Source organism: Solidesulfovibrio carbinolicus (genome assembly GCF_004135975.1).
Taxonomy (GTDB): domain Bacteria; phylum Desulfobacterota; class Desulfovibrionia; order Desulfovibrionales; family Desulfovibrionaceae; genus Solidesulfovibrio; species Solidesulfovibrio carbinolicus.
In genome coordinates this window covers 2,403,425-2,420,794 of sequence record NZ_CP026538.1, presented here as the reverse complement: position 1 = coordinate 2,420,794, position 17,370 = coordinate 2,403,425, and the positions used below count along the sequence as shown (strand labels likewise).

The 17,370-nt window shown below is 64.2% G+C and carries 11 protein-coding genes, 1 tRNA gene and 1 other RNA gene; 6 read left to right on the top strand and 7 right to left on the bottom strand.

What is annotated here, in order from left to right; all coding sequences use genetic code 11:
* Positions 1 to 11: 11 nt before the first annotated feature.
* From ffs to xerD, 6 genes are all read right to left on the bottom strand, one after another.
* An RNA gene (gene ffs, locus C3Y92_RS10815) (signal recognition particle sRNA small type) lies at positions 12 to 107 on the bottom strand.
* A gap of 6 nt (positions 108 to 113) precedes the next feature.
* A tRNA-Ser gene (locus tag C3Y92_RS10810) sits at positions 114 to 203 on the bottom strand.
* A gap of 55 nt (positions 204 to 258) precedes the next feature.
* Entirely contained in the window at positions 259 to 1,152 is an 894-nt protein-coding gene (locus C3Y92_RS10805; RefSeq protein ID WP_129352408.1) for a phosphoribosylaminoimidazolesuccinocarboxamide synthase, read from the bottom strand.
* 16 nt (positions 1,153 to 1,168) lie between these two features.
* Complete coding sequence (hisD, locus tag C3Y92_RS10800) at positions 1,169 to 2,473, bottom strand: histidinol dehydrogenase (RefSeq protein WP_129352406.1); 1,305 nt, start codon at positions 2,471 to 2,473, stop codon at positions 1,169 to 1,171.
* 144 nt (positions 2,474 to 2,617) lie between these two features.
* Positions 2,618 to 5,401, bottom strand: coding sequence for a CBS domain-containing protein (locus C3Y92_RS10795; RefSeq protein WP_129352404.1), 2,784 nt, complete (start codon positions 5,399 to 5,401; stop codon positions 2,618 to 2,620).
* A 15-nt stretch (positions 5,402 to 5,416) separates the two neighbouring features.
* Entirely contained in the window at positions 5,417 to 6,352 is a 936-nt protein-coding gene (gene xerD, locus C3Y92_RS10790; protein ID WP_129352402.1) for a site-specific tyrosine recombinase XerD, read from the bottom strand.
* Between the two features lie 142 nt (positions 6,353 to 6,494).
* On the opposite strand from xerD, the gene C3Y92_RS10785 reads away from it, so the two are divergent.
* The 5 genes from C3Y92_RS10785 to C3Y92_RS10765 all read left to right on the top strand — a co-directional run bounded on the left by C3Y92_RS10785 (position 6,495) and on the right by C3Y92_RS10765 (position 13,429).
* On the top strand, positions 6,495 to 7,661 hold the full coding sequence (locus tag C3Y92_RS10785; RefSeq protein ID WP_129352400.1) for an LL-diaminopimelate aminotransferase: 1,167 nt from the start codon (positions 6,495 to 6,497) through the stop codon (positions 7,659 to 7,661).
* Between the two features lie 14 nt (positions 7,662 to 7,675).
* Positions 7,676 to 8,176, top strand: a complete 501-nt coding sequence (gene folK / locus C3Y92_RS10780; RefSeq protein WP_129355862.1) for a 2-amino-4-hydroxy-6-hydroxymethyldihydropteridine diphosphokinase — start codon at positions 7,676 to 7,678, stop codon at positions 8,174 to 8,176.
* 21 nt (positions 8,177 to 8,197) lie between these two features.
* Positions 8,198 to 8,515 (top strand): YHS domain-containing protein, encoded by a 318-nt coding sequence (locus C3Y92_RS10775; protein ID WP_129352398.1) that lies wholly within the window; start codon positions 8,198 to 8,200, stop codon positions 8,513 to 8,515.
* 289 nt (positions 8,516 to 8,804) lie between these two features.
* Positions 8,805 to 11,069 (top strand): glycosyltransferase family 39 protein, encoded by a 2,265-nt coding sequence (locus C3Y92_RS10770; RefSeq protein ID WP_235669459.1) that lies wholly within the window; start codon positions 8,805 to 8,807, stop codon positions 11,067 to 11,069.
* Positions 11,070 to 11,095: 26 nt separating this feature from the next.
* Positions 11,096 to 13,429 carry a glycosyltransferase family 39 protein gene (locus C3Y92_RS10765; protein ID WP_165352106.1) on the top strand — a complete coding sequence of 778 codons (2,334 nt, stop codon included), beginning with the start codon at positions 11,096 to 11,098 and terminating at the stop codon, positions 13,427 to 13,429.
* Between the two features lie 904 nt (positions 13,430 to 14,333).
* On the opposite strand, the gene ade is transcribed toward C3Y92_RS10765, so the two are convergent.
* Positions 14,334 to 16,070, bottom strand: a complete 1,737-nt coding sequence (gene ade, locus C3Y92_RS10760; RefSeq protein ID WP_129352392.1) for an adenine deaminase — start codon at positions 16,068 to 16,070, stop codon at positions 14,334 to 14,336.
* 81 nt (positions 16,071 to 16,151) lie between these two features.
* Here ade and tgt point away from each other — a divergent pair, with 81 nt between their 5' ends.
* Complete coding sequence (tgt, locus tag C3Y92_RS10755) at positions 16,152 to 17,273, top strand: tRNA guanosine(34) transglycosylase Tgt (RefSeq protein WP_129352390.1); 1,122 nt, start codon at positions 16,152 to 16,154, stop codon at positions 17,271 to 17,273.
* Positions 17,274 to 17,370 lie beyond the last annotated feature (97 nt).

The following is a 17,370-nucleotide window of genomic DNA, read 5'->3' as shown; positions in this document are numbered from 1 at the left end:
TTGCCTCGCGCTTTTAAGGGAAGCCGGACACCCGGCTGCAACCGTTACCGCTGCTTCCTTTCGGACCTGACGGGGTTGGCGGCGCACCCGCCATCCGACTTCCCTGAAAACTGTGGCGGAGAGGGAGGGATTTGAACCCTCGGTACCCGTTAAGGTACATACGATTTCCAATCGTACTCCTTCGGCCGCTCGGACACCTCTCCGCGAGACGGTGGTAATTACAAAGAACCCGTGGCCTTGGCAAGCAAAAAATGCTGCCTAGGCCAATTTTTTTCCGGTCAGCAGCTCGTAGGCCGCCAGGTACTTTTCCTGGGTCTTGGCCACGACGTCCTGGGGCAGATTCGGGGCCGGCGGCTGCTTGTTGAAGCCAATGGAAACCAGCCAGTCGCGCAGGTACTGCTTGTCGTAACTCGGCTGGGACTTGCCGGCCTGATAGCCCTCGGCCGGCCAGAACCGCGAGGAATCGGGGGTCAGCACCTCGTCGATGAGGATCAGCTCGCCATCGATAAGCCCAAACTCGAATTTGGTGTCGGCGATGATGATGCCGCGCTCCCGGGCGTAGTCCCGGGCCTTGGCGTACATGGCCAGGCTCGTGACCTCGACCTTGGCGAAAAGCGCGCTGCCCAGCATCTCCTTGGCCGTGTCCAGGGTGATGTTTTCGTCATGGGCCCCGAGATCGGCCTTGGTGGACGGGGTGAAGAGGGGTTCGGGCAGGATTTGCGATTCCACCAGCCCGGGCGGCAGGGCATGGCCGCAGACCGAACCCGTGGCCTGATAGTCCTTGAGGCCCGAGCCGGTGATAAAGCCGCGCACGATGCACTCGATGGGCAGGGGCTTGGCCTTTTTGGCCACCACCGACCGGCCGGCCAGATCGGCGGCGTAGGGAGCCAGCGGCGCGGGATACTCGGCCACGTCCGAGGCGATCAGGTGGTTGGGAACCATGTCCTTGAACATGTCCATCCAAAAAAGCGTAATCTGGTTGAGGATCACGCCCTTGAGCGGAATGGGGTCGGGCATGATGACGTCATAGGCCGAGATGCGGTCGGTGGTGACCAAAAGCAGGCTGTCCGGCGAGAGGTCGTAAATGTCGCGCACCTTGCCCCGGGAACGCAGGGGGTAGGCCTTGATGTCGGTTTCGGTCACGGCGTGCATATATGGCGCTCCTTGCTTATTTCAGACGGCATTCCACGCTGCGGGCGTGGGCTTCGAGGTTTTCGAGCCTGGCCAGCCGGGCGATCTTGGGGCCGTTGGCGGCCACGTAGCTCGGGGCGGCGGCAATCAGGCTGGTTTTCTTGGTAAAGGTGGACACGGACAGGGCCGAGGAGAACCGGGCTGTGCCCATGGTCGGCAGCACATGGTTGGGGCCGGCGAAATAGTCGCCGACCGGTTCGGGGCAGTGATGCCCCATGAATACCGCGCCGGCGTGGCGCACCTTGCCGACCATGGCCCAGGGATCGGCCACGCACAGCTCGAAATGCTCAGGCGCGATGGCGTTTATGAGTTCCATGCCGACGTCGAGGTCGGGCACGGCGACCAAAGCCCCGAAGTGGGAGAGAGAGGCGGCGGCGATGTCGTTTCTGGGCAGGGCGGCCACTTGCTTGGCCAGCTCGGCGCAGGTGGCGTCCAAAAGCGCCTTGTCGTCGCTTAAGCACACGGCGGCGGCCATGGGGTCGTGCTCGGCCTGGGACAGCATGTCGGCGGCCAGCCATTCGGGGTTGGCCGTGGAGTCGGCCAGGATGGCGATCTCGCTTGGCCCGGCGATCATATCGATGCCGATGCGGCCGATGAGCAGGCGCTTGGCCGTGGTGACGTAGATGTTGCCCGGCCCGACCACCACGTCCACCGGGGCGATGGTCTCCGTGCCGTAGGCCAGGGCGGCGATGGCCCAGGCGCTGCCCAGGCGGTAGATCTCGGTGACGCCGCACACGGCGGCGGCGGCCAGGATGTAGGGATTGAGCGTGCCGTCGGCCCGGGGCGGGGACACGGCCACGATGCGCGGCACGCCGGCCACGGCGGCCGGGATGGCGTTCATGAGCAGGCTCGAAATAAGCGGCGTTTCGCCGCCGCGCCCTCCGGGCACATAGCACCCGGCGGCGTCCACCGGGGTGACGATCTGGCCGAGCATGGTGCCGCCCGGGGACGGAACCCACCAGGACTGTTCCTTCTGGCGCTCATGGAAGTCGCGGATGTTGGCCGCGGCTTCCTCAATGATGGCTAGGTCGGCGGCGGGGATGGCGTTTTTGCCGGCCTCGATGTCGGCGGCGGGCACGCGCAGACAGGAGGCGTCGAAGGTCTTGCAGTCGAAATCGCGGGTCAGTTCCACCAGGGCGGCGTCGCCGCGCTCGGCCACGTCGGCCAGGATGCGGCGGACTTTTTCCTCGGCGTCGCCGGCCGCCTCCTCGCGAGTGGCGAGCAGGGCGCGAAGCGCCCCGAAATCGGCCGGACCGGTGACGGTAAAGCGGGGACAGGGCATGGGAATATCCTTGGGCAAGCTTGAAGGTGACGCGTGAAGGCCCACAATCTAGGGCCAAGCGCGCCAAATGTCGAGACGTGGAGAATGAAGATGCCTTGGCGGCTGGGGCCTGAGGCCCCCAGACCCCCTAGATAAAGAAACGGGTTAGGGGGTCCGGGGGGGATAATCCCCCCCGGCCGCCGGCATCTTTTCTTCTCTCTCCTCACTCTCCATGGGCAACTGGCAACGATCGCCGCCGGGTTGGCGGGCGAGGAGGGGAGCCACGGGTTCGCCCTTGGCCAGGCGGCGGGCCAGTTCAAGCTGTTCGGCCCGGCACACGGCCAGCCCGTCGATAGCCGCGCCGACCACCCGGCGCAGGATGTCGGCGTAGCGCGGCCCGGCCTCGACGCCCAAGGCCTTGAGGTCGTTGCCCGTGACCTCCACCCGCTTGTGGCGCAGCGTGGTCAGGTGCAGGGACACGTACTTCTGCAGCGGCTCGCGGGGGTTGCGGGCCATGAGGTAGAGCGCGCCTTCAAGGGGCATGGGTTCGAGGAGGAAATAGAGCTCCGAGGGCGGCCCCTTGTGGTATTCCCAGTTGAAGATGCCTTGGGCGGTGTCGCGGATCTGCTGGCGCAGGGCGGCCATCTCGGCCGCCTGGCGTTTGGAGAAGTTGAGGCGGCGGGCGATGATGGCGAACTGTTCCGGGTCAAGGCCCGTGCAAAGCCCCAGGAAGTAGAGCATCCAGACCAGGGGCTGGGGTTCGATGTAGAGCAGGCGGTACCAGTTAATGACGTTTTCCACTTCCAGGAGCACGGCTTCCTTGGAGGGCGTCAGCGCCAGGAGCGGATGAATGGCGGCCAGGAGCTTGTAGTCCTGCATCCGGCGCAGGCAGGACAGCGGCGTTTTCTCCTCGAAAATGAGCCGCAGTTCGTGCATGACCCGGGAGCCGGAGAGCTTGTGGAAAAAGCTGTGGCGCACGGCGTTTTTGATCAGCCGGTCGGTCTGGCCGCCGATGCGGAAGCCGAAGCGCTCGCTGAAACGGATGGCGCGCACGATGCGGGTGGGGTCCTCGACGAAGCTTAAGGAGTGGAGCACCCGCAGCACCCGGTCCTTGATGTCGCGCTGGGCCCCGAAGAAGTCGACCAAATCGCCGAAGCGCTCGGGCGAGAGGTGCAAGGCCAGGGCGTTGACCGTGAAATCCCGGCGGTACAGGTCCATTTTGATGGAAGAGAGTTCCACCGTGGGCAGGGCGGCCGGGTATTCGTAGTATTCCAGGCGGGCGGTGGCCACGTCCACCCGCTGGCCGTCGGGCAGGATGACCACGGCGGTCTTGAACTTGGGGTGGGATTTGTAACGGCCGCCGTAGATGCGGGCCAGTTCGGCGGCATAGGCCACACCGTCGCCCTCGACCACCAGATCCACGTCAAAGTTGGGGTGCTTGAGGAGCAGATCGCGGACAAAGCCGCCGACCACGTAGACGGCGTGGCCGGTCTGCTGGCCGAGTTCACCGGCCTGCTTGAGCAGGGCGAGCAGCTTTTTGGGCAGGCGCTCGCGCAGCATTCCAGCCACGTTGCGGTCTTTTTTGCGCTCGGGCAAAAGCGATTCCGGGATGCGGGACGGCTCCTTGACCAGGGTGTTGACCAGATCGGTGCGGGTGACGACGCCGACGAGCTTGTCGTCTTCGGCCACCGGGGCCAGACGCTGGCGGCGGCCGAGGATCACTTCCATGACGGCGTAGAGGTCCGTGTCGGGGGTGATGACGGCCGGATCGCGCATCATGTATTCGGACACCGGCACCTCGCCCAGGCCGTGGTTGATGGCTTTGTCCATGATGTCGTGCTCAATGACCCCCACGCAACGCCGGCCGCCCTTGGCCACCACGGGCAAGGCTTTTAAGCCGTAGCGGGTCATGATCTCCTCGGCCCGGCGCATGGTGGCGCTGTCCTCGATGGACACGGCCGGCTTGCTCATGAGCTGGCGGGCGTGGATCTGCGGATTGATCTGGGCGTAGAGCAAGCCGAAAAGCTCTTCGCGCACCTGGGTCAGGGTCATGTTTTTGATGGAGGCCGAGGCGGCGTAGGGGTGGCCGCCGCCGCCCAGGGCCGAGCAGATCTTGCCCACGTCCACGTCCGGGGTGCGTGAACGGGCGACCAGGTGCACCCGGTCGTTCATGAGGCCGATGGCAAAAAGCACCCGCAGGTTTTCCATGTCCAGGAATTTGTGGACGAGCAGGGCGAAGTCGCCGATGTACTGGTCGGAGGTGGCCTCGGCGATGACCACCTCGATGCCGTTGATGTCGTGGGTTTGCGCCGTCTCGATGAGCTGGCTCATGATGGTGATCTGTTCCGAGGACAGCTCCCGGGTCATGAGGTCGGCGATGACGCCCACGTCCATGCCGCGAGAGCGCAGCCAGGCGGCGGCGGCCAGATCGTGCTCGGTGGTGGAGGCGAAGGTGAAGGAGCCGGTATCCTCATAGATGCCAAGGCCCAGGATGGTGGCCTCGTCCGGGGTCAGGGGCAGGCCCTTTTCCATGATGGCGTCCATGAGGATGCCGGTGGTTGAGCCCCAGTTTTTCACCACGGACAGGGCGGCGGAGACATCCTCGTCGGTGTCGGGATGGTGGTCGTAGCAGTGGATGACCAGGCCCGGATTGTCGAAAACCGCCTCGATATGGGGCACGCGGGAGCGTTGGCGGGTATCGACCAGGACGAGCTGCCGTACGCTTGTCGGTTCAATCTCCTTGAAGTTCTTGAAATTGAACATGTAGGTGGCGCTTTGGATGAAAAAGTGCCGCAGGTTTTTTTCCTGGCTGCCCGGGAAGATGAGCGTTGCGCCGGGATAGAGCTTGCCGGCGGCGATGATGGCGGCCAGGCAGTCGAAATCGGCGTTGGCGTGTCCGGTGACGATGACGGGGGCTGGGAGCAGATCGGGCTTCTGGGGGGAACTCATGGATAAAGCGTCACTTTAACTTTTGTCCCGGTCACGGGACCGGGGATGGTGGGCGCGGTGGACGGCCAGCAAGCGGCCGGCCTGGACATGGGTGTAGATTTCGGTGGCGCTGATGTCGGCGTGGCCCAGCAGCATCTGCACGGTGCGCAGGTCGGCCCCGCCGTCGAGGAGATGGGTGGCAAAGGAATGGCGCAAGCTGTGGGGGGAAATGCGGGTGGAGACCTGGGCGGCCAGGGCATAGCGCTTGATGCCCTTCCACACGGCCTGCCGGGTCAGCCCCTTGCCCGAGCGGTTGAGAAACACATGCTGGTCCTTGGGACCAAACGCGCCGCGAACACTGGCGAGGTAGGTGGAGAGAAACTCCATGGCCAGGGAATGGATGGGAGTGACGCGCTCCTTGGAACCCTTGCCGAAGACCCGCAGAAGGCCGGCCTGGGCGTCGAAATCGGCCAGGGTCAGGCCCACGAGTTCGGAGACGCGCAGGCCGGCGGCGTAGAGCAGCTCCAGCATGGTGCGGTCGCGGTAGCCCAGGGGCGTGGCCGTATCCGGGGCGTCGAGAAGTCTGGTCATCTCGTCGCGGGAGAGCACGTCGGGCAAAAGACGCGGCAGCTTGGGGTTTTCAATGAGCGCGGCGGGCGAGGCCGGCAGCCAGGATTCGTCGGCGGCAAAGGCGAAAAAGCCGCGCAAGGCCGAGAGGTGGCGGGCCAGGGACCGGCTGGCCAGCCCGCGCGAGCGCAGATGCATGAGATAGAGCAGCACGGTCTCGTCGGTGGTGGCTTCCAGCGCCGCGCCGTGGTCGTTTAAGAAAATTAAAAAGCCTGCGATGTCGGTAGAATAAGCGGCGATGGAATGCTCGGACAGGCCCCTGGCCACGATCAGGTGCTCGATATAACGATCGACCCAGGGATGGGCCGGACGGGGAGAGGCCGGGGAGGCGTCGTTGGTGCTCATGGCGCGAGGGCCTTTTCTGGCATGATTTGGGCCATCCGTAAACGTCCCGGGGCCTGTGCGGCGGCTTGACACGAATGGGGGCCGTTTTTACTGTGGCCGGCCTGCCGCCCTAGGCGGGGACACACGCCCATAAGGAGCCCCCATGATCCAGTTTCCCATGGCCGACCGCGTGGCCGCTCTTCCTCCCTATCTTTTCGCTGAAATCGACCGCGTCAAGGCCGAAGTCCGGGCTCGCGGCGTAGACATCATTTCTCTTGGCATCGGCGACCCGGACCTGCCCACCCCGGACTGCATCATCGACGCCCTGTGCGCCGCCGCCCGCAAGCCGGAAAACCATCAGTACCCCGACTACGTCGGCCTGCTGACCTTCCGCGCCGCCGTGGCCGACTGGTATAAGGCCCGGTTCGGCGTCACCCTGGACCCGGCCACGGAAGTGGTGAGCCTTATCGGCTCCAAGGAAGGCATCGCCCATTTTCCCCTGGCCTTCGTCAATCCCGGCGATCTGGTCATCGTCTGCTCGCCCAACTACCCGGTCTATCCGGTGGCCACGGGCTTTTGCGGCGGCGAAGTGAAAATCCTGCCGCTCACCGACGAAAACGACTACCTGCCCGACCTCGACAGCGTCACCGACGCCGAATGGGCCCGGGCCAAGATCATCTTCGTCAACTACCCCAACAACCCGACCTCGGCCGTGGCCCCGCGCGCCTTTTACGAGAAGCTCGTGGCCAAGGCCAAGGAAACGAACACCATCGTCGTCTCCGACGCCGCCTACACCGAGATGTACTATGACCCGGCCGAAAAGCCCATGTCGATCCTGGAGGTCGACGGGGCCAAGGACGTGGCCATCGAGTTCCACTCCCTGTCCAAGACCTACAACATGACCGGCTGGCGCATCGGCATGGCCGTGGGCAACGCCCAACTCGTCAAGGGCCTGGGCAAGATCAAGGAAAACGTGGACTCCGGCATCTTCCAGGCCGTGCAGGAAGCCGGCATCGTGGCGCTCAATCAGGGTGAACCCTTTGCCGAGCAGTTCCGGGGCATCTACAAGGACCGCCGGGACAAGGCCGTGGCCGCCCTTGCCAAGATGGGCATCGCCTGCCGCACGCCCAAGGCCTCCTTCTACCTCTGGTGCAAGACCCCGGCCGGCCACACCTCGGCCGCCTTCGTCACCAAGGTGCTCCAGGAGACCGGCGTGGTGCTCACCCCGGGCAACGGCTTCGGCGCGCCGGGCGAGGGCTATTTCCGCATCGCCATGACCGTCCCCGTCGCCCGCATGGAGGAGGCGTTGTCACGCATCGCCAAGCTGTAACCGCCTATGTCGGCCTGGGCTCCAACCAGGGCGACAGGCTGGCCAATCTTCGTCTGGCCCGGGAGCGCCTCGGCGCGCTCCCGGACGCCTTTTTGGCGGGCGCAAGCCCCGTCTACGAGACCGAGCCCTGGGGCGAGGCCGACCAGACGACGTTTTTCAATCAGGTCGTGGCCCTGACCTTGGGCGATTCCTGGTCGCCCAAGCGGCTGTTGCAGGCGCTTTTGGCCAACGAGACCCTGCTTGGCCGGGTGCGCGATCCGGCCCGGCCAAACGGTCCCCGGACCATGGACTGCGATTTGTTGCTGTATGGCGACGTCCGCCTTGAAGAACCTGAGCTGACCGTTCCCCATCCGCGCCTGCGGCAGCGGCCTTTCGTCCTGGTCCCGTTGGCTGACCTTGCCCCGGAGCTGGCCATCCCAGACGGGCAGGGGGGAAGCGTGGCCCTGGCGCTGGCGGAAATGCCTTCCAACCAGGGCGGGAATATTGTAGGGGCAATTGAGGCATCGGCCCGATAATCGGGGCCGACAAGGAGCATTATGTACCGTTGGCTCATTCTACTGGTGGCCGCGTTTATTTTGTATAAGCTGTTCATGGGCGACCGGGGTCGGAAAAAGGAACAGGAAGCCGAGACCAAAAAGCGCATGGCCGCCACCGGCGACATGGTCAAGGACCCGGTCTGCGGCACCTATGTGCCGGCCGATGCCGACATCCGCGCCCGCGATGGCGACAAGGTCTACGCTTTTTGCAGCTACGAATGCCGCGACAAGTTCGTCAAGCGCCTCGAAGCCAGCCGCACCCCGGCCATGGAGCAGGGCAAGACCGCCGAGCAGACCGGAGAAGACGCCCGCCGCTAGCCGGCATCCCGTAATGCCTTCGTTTTTTGCAGGGAATGGCGTCCTCCCGTTTGTCCGAAAGGATCGAACGCAGGCATTATAGTAAAATACACGACACGCCTGGCCCCGCAGGGCCTGAGGGATACGCCGGTTTTCCGCCCCAGGCGGGTTCGTTTTTCTTGTCGCCGTCCGCTGACCGGGAACAGTCCGGGCCGGGCGGCGACCTGTTTGATGGAACCCCAAGAGCAGTCGCCCCATGCAGCCAAACGCTTCTCACCCCTTCGACACGGCTTCGTCCTGGCCCTGGCGAATGACCGTGGCAGGCCTCGTGGCCGTGGCCGCCTTCCTGCGCCTGTACCACCTGGAAACCCCCTCCATGTGGTGGGATGAAATCATCGTGCCCTTAACGGCCCGGTTTCCCCTGGCCTACATCCTCGATTTCTCGCGCCACTGCGAGATGCATCCGCCGCTTTACCATTTCTGCGTCAAGCTCGTGGAGGGGATGGGACTTTCCGACGCCAGCCTGCGCCTTCCCTCGGCCATTTGTGGCATCGCCCTGGTCTATGCCGCCTGGCGCGGCCTGGGCCGCCTCTACGGAGGCGGGGTCGGCCTTGTGGCCGCCGCGTTCCTGGCCGGCAGCGCCATGCAGGTCTGGCACGTGCGCCAGGTGCGGCCCTACGCCATCTTCGCGTTGCTGTTCCTGCTGTCCTTTTGCCATCTGCTGCGCTTCGTGCGCCAAGGCAAAAACCGCGACCTGCATGCCATCCTGGCCTACAACGTGCCGCTTTTCTTGCTCCACTATTTCACCTTCCATATCGCCCTGGCCGAGGGGATCATCCTGGTCCTTCTGTGGCGGCCCGGGGGCAGGGGGGGCGTCAGCTTCCGCCAGATCGCGGTTTTTGCCGCCGGCACCCTGGCCGTGGCTCTGCCGGTGCTTGTTTTCCTTTTTCTGCCGAGCCAGACCACGCTTTCCATCTTTGGCTTCAAGGCCGGCTACGACGAGATTGGGCGACTTATCGCCTCATACGCTGCCCATGTGCTGTGGAGCCACGACGACCCGATACTGCGGCTGGGCATCGGGGCGTTGCTCGTTGCCGGCGGCTGGGCCATGACCCGCAAGACGCCCCGGGAACTGGCCGCCTGCCTGCTTGTTTGCCTCATCCCGGCGTTTGTCCTTTTTCTCATGCGCAAAACGGCCTATTTTTCGCCGCGCCATTTCCTCTACATGACCATCCCGGCGGCAATTCTCGTCGGCCACGTCGTTCGTCTGCTGCCGCGCCAGGGTTTGGCCGTCCCCCTGGCCGCCGCCTTGGCCGCCCTTCCGGCCGGCGTCCTTTATTATCAGCATTACGGCGACTATTACGAAGACACGAGCTATCATCACAACGTCTTTGTTACGGATTTTAAGCCCATGGCCAGGGAACTGGCCGGCATCCTGCGTCCGGGCCAGATCATCGCCGCCTCGGACCAGGGCACGGTCAACGCCGTTTCCTGGTATCTCGACCAGTTCACGGCCGTGAACCCCTTCCGTGCGCAAAACCTTTCCGAAGAACGTGGCGACTTCGAGTTGGCCTTTTTCACGCCGTTTCGCACTTGGGGCCATCTTGGCCGCACCGAAGAGGAATTTGCCGCCGCCGTGGGTCCCATCACGTCAACTGAGCCTGTCCTGAACGCCACCATCTACCAGTTGCCCATCAAACGCGAGACAGCCCCGCGCATGGAGGCCGTACCCTACCATTTGCGCCGGCGCATGGAGCTGCCGGCCTTCTACCGCCAGGTCACCGCCTTTTCCGGCATGACCATCAGCCCCTATTGGGGCGGCGAGGCCATCGCCACCCGCAACAATACGCCCTCGCGCCTGGAATACCGCCTGGACAACGCCGCCCCGGCCGGGCCGCAGCAGCTCCAGTTCATCCTGGAGTACAAAAACCAGGGGCAGGGCAGCCGCATGGCCTACGCCGTGCGTTTCGACGACGAGCCGCCCGTGCCGCTTTTCACCTCCCTTGGCCCGGACCCGGCCGAAGCGGCCACGGTCTCCATCGTGCGCGAAGCCCCGTACAAAACCATGCGATTGAGTCTGGAGACAGTCTGCGCCGATCAGACGGCCCGGTATCCCGGCGGCAACCTGGAAACCGCCGCGTTCCGGGGCTTTGACCTGGAAATCGTGCCGGCCGGCCGTTTCGATTCCACGCCACGGGCCATGGGGCTTCGCGAGCAAAACCTCGGCAAGATCGAGCATGGCCTGGACAACGTCTTTCGCTGGGGCCTTGGCCCGACCAGCGCCATGACGTTCGAGCTGGACAAACCCCAGGCGCTTGTCCTGGAATTCGACTTCGACAACACCCTGGACGGCCAGACTGTGGTGGTGGCCGCCAACGGCCAGATTCTTGAAAACCTCTCGGGACTGGGCGTCGGCGAGACGCGCCGCCTGCGTATACCCATCGCCGGGCGGGCCGGAGCCAACGACGTGCTCATTGCCTACAGCCACTGGAACCATGGCACGGTTACCTTCGCCGAGACGGACATCCGTCCCATGGCGCTTTTCATCCGCCGCCTGCGGCTGGTCGCGCCCTGAAGCAACGGCATCGGAGCTCCATGACTATGTCCACCCCAGTTGTACAAGGCAAGCCGTCGGTTGCCGTCATACTGCGAAGCGGCGGCTGGCCGCTGACGCTGCTTGTCTTAGTTGCCGCCCTGTTGCGCTTTTATGCTCTTGAGACTCCCTCCATGTGGTGGGATGAAATTCTCGTTCCGTTAAACGCCACCACCTCGGTCGGCGATATCCTGCTGCGTGCCAAAACAGAGGATCTTCATCCTCCGGCCTTTTACCTGCTGATCAAATTGGTGCTCCTTGTTGGCTCAAGCGACGTTCTCCTGCGCCTGCCGTCGGTACTGGCCGGACTGGCCACGCTGCCGTTGCTCTTTGTGCTGGGCGCGCCGCGTGTGGGCCGAGCCGCAGCGCTTTGCGCCGTGGCCTTCATGACCGTCAACGGTGCGATGCTCCTTTTTTCCCGCCAGGTGCGCCCCTATAGCCTGATCATTTTTCTCTCTTTGCTTGGGGCCGAGCTGCTGCTGCGCTGGGTCGAGAAGCCCAGAACGAAACTCACGGCCGGCCTCGTCGCCGCCACCTGCGGTTACGTTTGTCTGCACTACCTGAGCATTCTCGTATTAGCCGTGCAGGGGAGTTTCGCCGCAGCCAACGTTGTATTCCGGCCCGCTCCCCGTCCCTGGAAACAATTGGCGCTCTATGCCGGCGGCTGTAGTCTTGGAGTGGCGGCGACTTGGCATTTCTTTCACTCCAGCCCTTCCACGCTGACCCAGGGTTCCGTGGCCGCAACCGCGCTTCTGGCCCTGGACAGGCTTTCCCAGGTTTTTTGCGGGTACGGAGGCAATCCCTGGGCTAGAGGCGGATTGTTGGCCCTAACGACAGTGGGGACGGCCTTGGTCTGGCGCAGGGATCGACGTCTAGCGCTCCTGGCCTTGGGAACAATCCTCGGGCCGGCGGCAGTGTTGTCCCTGGCCCGCTATAATTCTTATTTCAATGCCTGGCATGTCAGCTATGCCGCGCCCTTTCTTTGTCTTCTGGCCGGAACCTGCCTCAGCGCGGTCCTTGGCCAAAGGCGTCTGGGCGAGGCTGCCGCCCTGGCCGCAACGGTCGTGGCCGTGATGCTTCTTGGCGATAATCGTTACTATGCCCCGAGCAGCCACACCGGGAACTACAAAGAACAGGCCAGGCAACTGCCTGCCATCCTGCGGCCTGGGGCCCTGGTTGCCTATTCCGAACTTTCCGAACTTGACGGGGTGAACTGGTATGCTGCGCATTTCGTCAGGCCCAATCCGCTGCAACAGCGCCAAGTCACCATCGCCGAGACCGTGTCCGTGGACTTCGTTGCCGTTGACGGTTTCGGCCACCTGGCCGCAAGTGACACGGAATTTCTTGCGCATTTCGACTCGATCACCGGCAAGACCCCCTTTGCCGGCGGCACGGTTTACCATGCAGCCGTGCGCCACGCGCCGCCACGCATCGGATCCGCATTTCCCTGGCATGACACCCTGGGCATGACGCCCTGGGACCTCGCCCGGCAATGCCAGGCCGTGGCCGGGGTCAATCTGGTCAATTTTTTTGGCGGCTGGCTCGTACCGGAAACCGGAGACGCGCCGGGATATGTCACCTATGTCTTAGACGGACCAAAGACGTTTGCGGGTCCGCTTCTCCTCCGCCTGGACGTGCCTTTTGAGAATCCCGTCGCGGGAAACGTCGTGCGCCTGACCTGCGCCTTTGACGACGAACCGCCCATGGTTGCCTTCGAAAGCCGGGGAGGGGAGCCGCAAGAACGGCGCATCGTCATGTTGCGGCGACAGACCCCCTTTTCCACATTGCGCTGTCGATTCGACCTTGAACCCGGAAGGTGGTCGCCGAGTATGACCGGCAACGCTGGTGCAGCCGTCCGGCTCAAGCCCATATCGCTCTACGCCAACACCCTGGATCGCGAAATCCTGGATTCAGCGAGCCTGGCCCTGGCCATGGACGGAGTGGGCCCGGTGGAGACAGGGCCGGAAGGGCAATGGCGTTGGGCCTTGGGCGGCGTCACGACCCTGCGGTTTCATCTGGCGGAAGCCGCCGCGCTGACCGCCGCCGTGGATCTGGTCAACCCCATTGCCGGCCAAGGCTTTTCGATCAGTTTTAATGGACGGCCGCTGGTGGCGCGGCAGGGGTTGACCCCGGACCAGTGGCTTATTCCGTCGCTGCGGGAAACCTGGCATCTGCAAGGACAGGCCGGCGAAAATGTTCTTGTCGTCCGTTTCGACGCCTGGAACGGCAAGGCCGATGCGCCACAGGCCGCCTTTGCTCCGGGGGACGGCCGTCCGCTGGCGGCTGCGTTCACGCGCTTGAGCCTGGAACTAGACAATCCAGCAACGATATTAGTGTATTAATAGGCAAACTTGGTGCATCCTCCGGCTACATTCCCCAAATGCGGGCTGTTGGGCTGCGGCCATGACCGGGAGGCAGCGTCAGCATTGCCAAGGGCGGGCGAAGGCTTGGCGCGAGCCGCTCAATACCATTGCGATGTGCACAACGCAGCTTGGACGATAGCTTGAGTTTTGCCAGGGCGGATGGAAAACCTCCGGCCGTGGGGGCAAAGCCATCGACTTGGTCAACCGCGCTCGGCCCGCGTTGTCTGATCTCCGGTTGGAGATGCCCGGATTCAAGCGATTGCCGGCTGCGAGGGCTTGAAAATTGAGTCCGGCTAAGATCCGTCGCTAAGGCAAAACCTGGCCGCTTGGAGATCAGGCGACAGTATGGCTCCAGGTAAAAACGCGGCGGCAGTTCTTTTTACCCCGGGTAAAGTTAACATAATTTACATTATGAGACAATAAACAAGACGCTCAGAATGACGATATCTTCCATCGGTGTTGCCGCCACGCCCAACCAGAAAGGCTCCGCCTGGACAATCCCCGGGCCGCTGCCACGAACCGGCAAAATGCAGCGCATGCGCCTACGGGCGCATGGTCCGGGCCTGATGTTACATGATGCGTCACGTCCCCAACACATACGGGCCACCCGTCCAAGCCAGCCCGTCGGACCCTTCAGAGTATCCAGGGACATTTTGTATTACGATATGACGATAAAACGTAAACAGCATTAAGCGCAGAACCAAATTCGCCGCACCCCTTGCCGTCGTTCGTCGTGCCTGTCGCCGACGGACCCAGTCTTCCGCAGCCAGACACGAGAATCACGCGCGCCCGAAGCTTCCCCCCCGGGATATTCCCGGAACAAGACGTTTCGGGCGCGCAGCGGCTTCATACGGGGTTCCCCAAGCCTGGGCGCAACCAAAACCTACACGATAAACAGCGGCACAGGCGCAAACGCCGTTACATCCACCAAGCCCTTGTCCGTGAGCTTGAGGCTCGGGATCACCTCCAGCGACAAAAAAGACATGGTCATGAACGGATGGGCCTCGATTTCGGCCGCAAGCTGCGCCACCTGCCGGAAGGCGGCGTCGAGCTTGGCCAGTCCGTCCAGGATGACTTCCAGGGGCGCGTCGCTCATAAGCCCGGCCACAGGCAGCCGCAATTGGGCCAGCACCTGGCCGCCGCAGGCCACGGCAAAGCCGCCGCCGGAAACCATGAGCGTTCGCGCAGCCAGCACCATGTCCGCGTCGTTGGTTCCGGCCACGATGAGATTGTGGGCGTCGTGGGCTACCGTGCCGGCGATGGCCCCGTTTTTGAGCCCCAGGCCCCTGACGAAGCCCAGAGCCAGATTGCCGGTGGCCTTGTGGCGCTCGATGACGGCGAGCTTGGCCAGATCGCGCCCGGGGTCGGCCACGGCCAGGCTGTCGCGCACCGTGGGAGCCATTTCCAGGTGTTCGGTGACGATCTGGCCCGGGATGACGCCGATCACCCGCATGCGCTGCGAAACCGCTGGCACGGCCAGCCTGGCCTCGGACACCTCGCCGCCCACGCGCATGGCCCGGGGCGGGGTTAGGCAGGACCGGTCGGCGAACTCCCAGTCGGCCAGACGCTTGCCGTCAAGCACCACCTCGCGGATGGCAAAGGACGTCAGATCCTCCACCAGCACGGCATCGGCCCGGTAGCCAGGAGCCACCGCGCCCCGGCGGCGCAGGCCGAAATAGCGGGCGGTGTTGAGGCTGGCCATGGCCACGGCCCGCAACGGCGGCACACCCCGGACCACGGCTTGGCGCACCAGCGCGTTCATGTGCCCTTCCCGGCTGAGGTCGGTGGGGTCGCGGTCATCGCTGACCAGGGAAAACTGGCTCCAATTGTCGGCGGTGACGAGATCAATAAGGGTATCGAGGTTTTTTTCGGTGCTGCCCTGGCGGATCATGATGTGCAGGCCCCGGCGCAGTTTTTCCTTGGCTTCGGCAAATTCCGTGCATTCGTGGTCGGACTGCGGCCCGGCCGCGACGTAGGCGTCCAGGGCCCGGCCGGTCAGGCCCGGGGCGTGGCCGTCGATGACGCGCCCCTTGGCGGCCAGGAGCTTTCGCAACATGGTTTCGTCGCCGGCCACCACACCGGGAAAATTCATGACCTCGGCCAGCCCCAGGATGCGCTCCGGGTGGCGGGCCAACAAGGCGGCCACGTCCATGGCCCCCAGGCGCGCCCCGGAGGTGGCCATGCTCGTTGCCGGCACGCAGGACGGGGCCATGAAATAGCAGGTCACGGGCAGGTCCTGGCTGCAGGCCAGCATGTATTCGATGCCGGGCAGCCCCAGCACGTTGGCGATCTCGTGGGGATCGGAAATGACGGCGCAGGTGCCGTGAGGGGCCACGGCCCGGGCAAAGACCGGCGGCGACAGCAAGGTCGATTCGATGTGGATGTGGCCGTCGATGAATCCCGGACACAGGTACGCGCCGTCGGCGTCAATGATCTGCTTGGCTTCGCCGCCGGCAAAGCCGACAAACACGCCTTCGGCCACGGCCACGTCGGCTTCGTGGATCTCGCCGGACAGCACGTTGACCAGCCGGGCGTTTTTGATGACCAGATCGGCCGGGGCTTCTCCCCGGGCCACGGCCAGCCGCCGACCCAGCATTTCAAGGCTTTCGTTCGCGGACATGGCCTCTCCTTTGTAGAAGCTAAAGTAAGACTTGAGGTTTTCAACTTGAATCAGGCCCGCTTTTTCCCTATAGCACGGCCCATGAACGCACCAGGAACATTCACCCTCGGCCCCGGCGACGGCAGCGCCCGCACCGGCCGGCTGACTACGGCCCACGGCGAGATCGAAACCCCCGTCTTCATGCCCGTGGGCACCCAGGGCACGGTCAAAAGCCTGTGCCCCACCGATCTGCAGGATATAAAAGCCCGGATCATCCTGGGCAACACCTATCACCTCTATCTGCGGCCCGGCGACGAGCTGGTGGCCAAGCTCGGCGGCCTGCACCGGTTCATGGGCTGGGACGGCCCCATTCTCACCGATTCCGGCGGATTTCAAGTCTTCAGCCTGTCGGGACTGCGCCGCATCACCGAGGAAGGCGTCACCTTCGCCTCCCATATCGACGGCTCCAAACATCTGTTTTCGCCGGAAAAAGTCGTTTCCATTCAGCGCAACCTCGGCTCGGACATCATGATGGTCCTCGATGAGTGCGTGCCCTACGGCGCGGACCGGGCCTACACCGAAAAATCCCTGGGCCTGACCACCCGCTGGGCCAGACGCTGCCGGGAGGCCCATCCGGCCGGCGATCGGGGCCAGCTCATGTTCGGCATCGTCCAGGGCGGCTTTTTCAAGGACTTGCGCGCCCAAAGCGCCGAGCAGATCATCGAGGTCGGCTTCGACGGCTACGCCTTGGGCGGACTGTCCGTGGGCGAGAGCCGGGCCGAGATGTACGACATCCTGGGCGACGCCGCCCCCCTGCTCCCGGCTGAGCGGCCGCGCTACCTCATGGGCGTTGGCGCGCCGCGCGATCTGCTGGCCGGCATGGCCGCCGGCATCGACATGTTCGACTGCGTATTGCCGACCCGAAACGCCCGAAACGGCACGCTGTTCACTTTCCAGGGCAAGGTTAACATCAAGCGGGCCGAATACCGCGAGGACGACTCGCCCCTGGACCCCACCTGCCCCTGCTACGCCTGCCGCACCTTTTCCCGGGCTTACCTGCGCCATCTCTACATCGCCAAGGAGCTGTTGTCCTACCGGCTCAACACCCTCCACAACCTGACCTTTTTTTCCATCATGATGGAGCGGGCCAGGCAGGCCATCCGGGAAGGCCGTTTCGCCGCCTACCGGGCCGAAATGGAGGCCCTCTACCCCGAGGGCGAATAGCGTCCGCGCCGGACAGGCCGCAATAAATCGCGTGTTTGCTCTGGCGCAGCCAACGCAGCCTCTTGACGCCGAGGCCGAGTTCGCGTAGAAATATCCG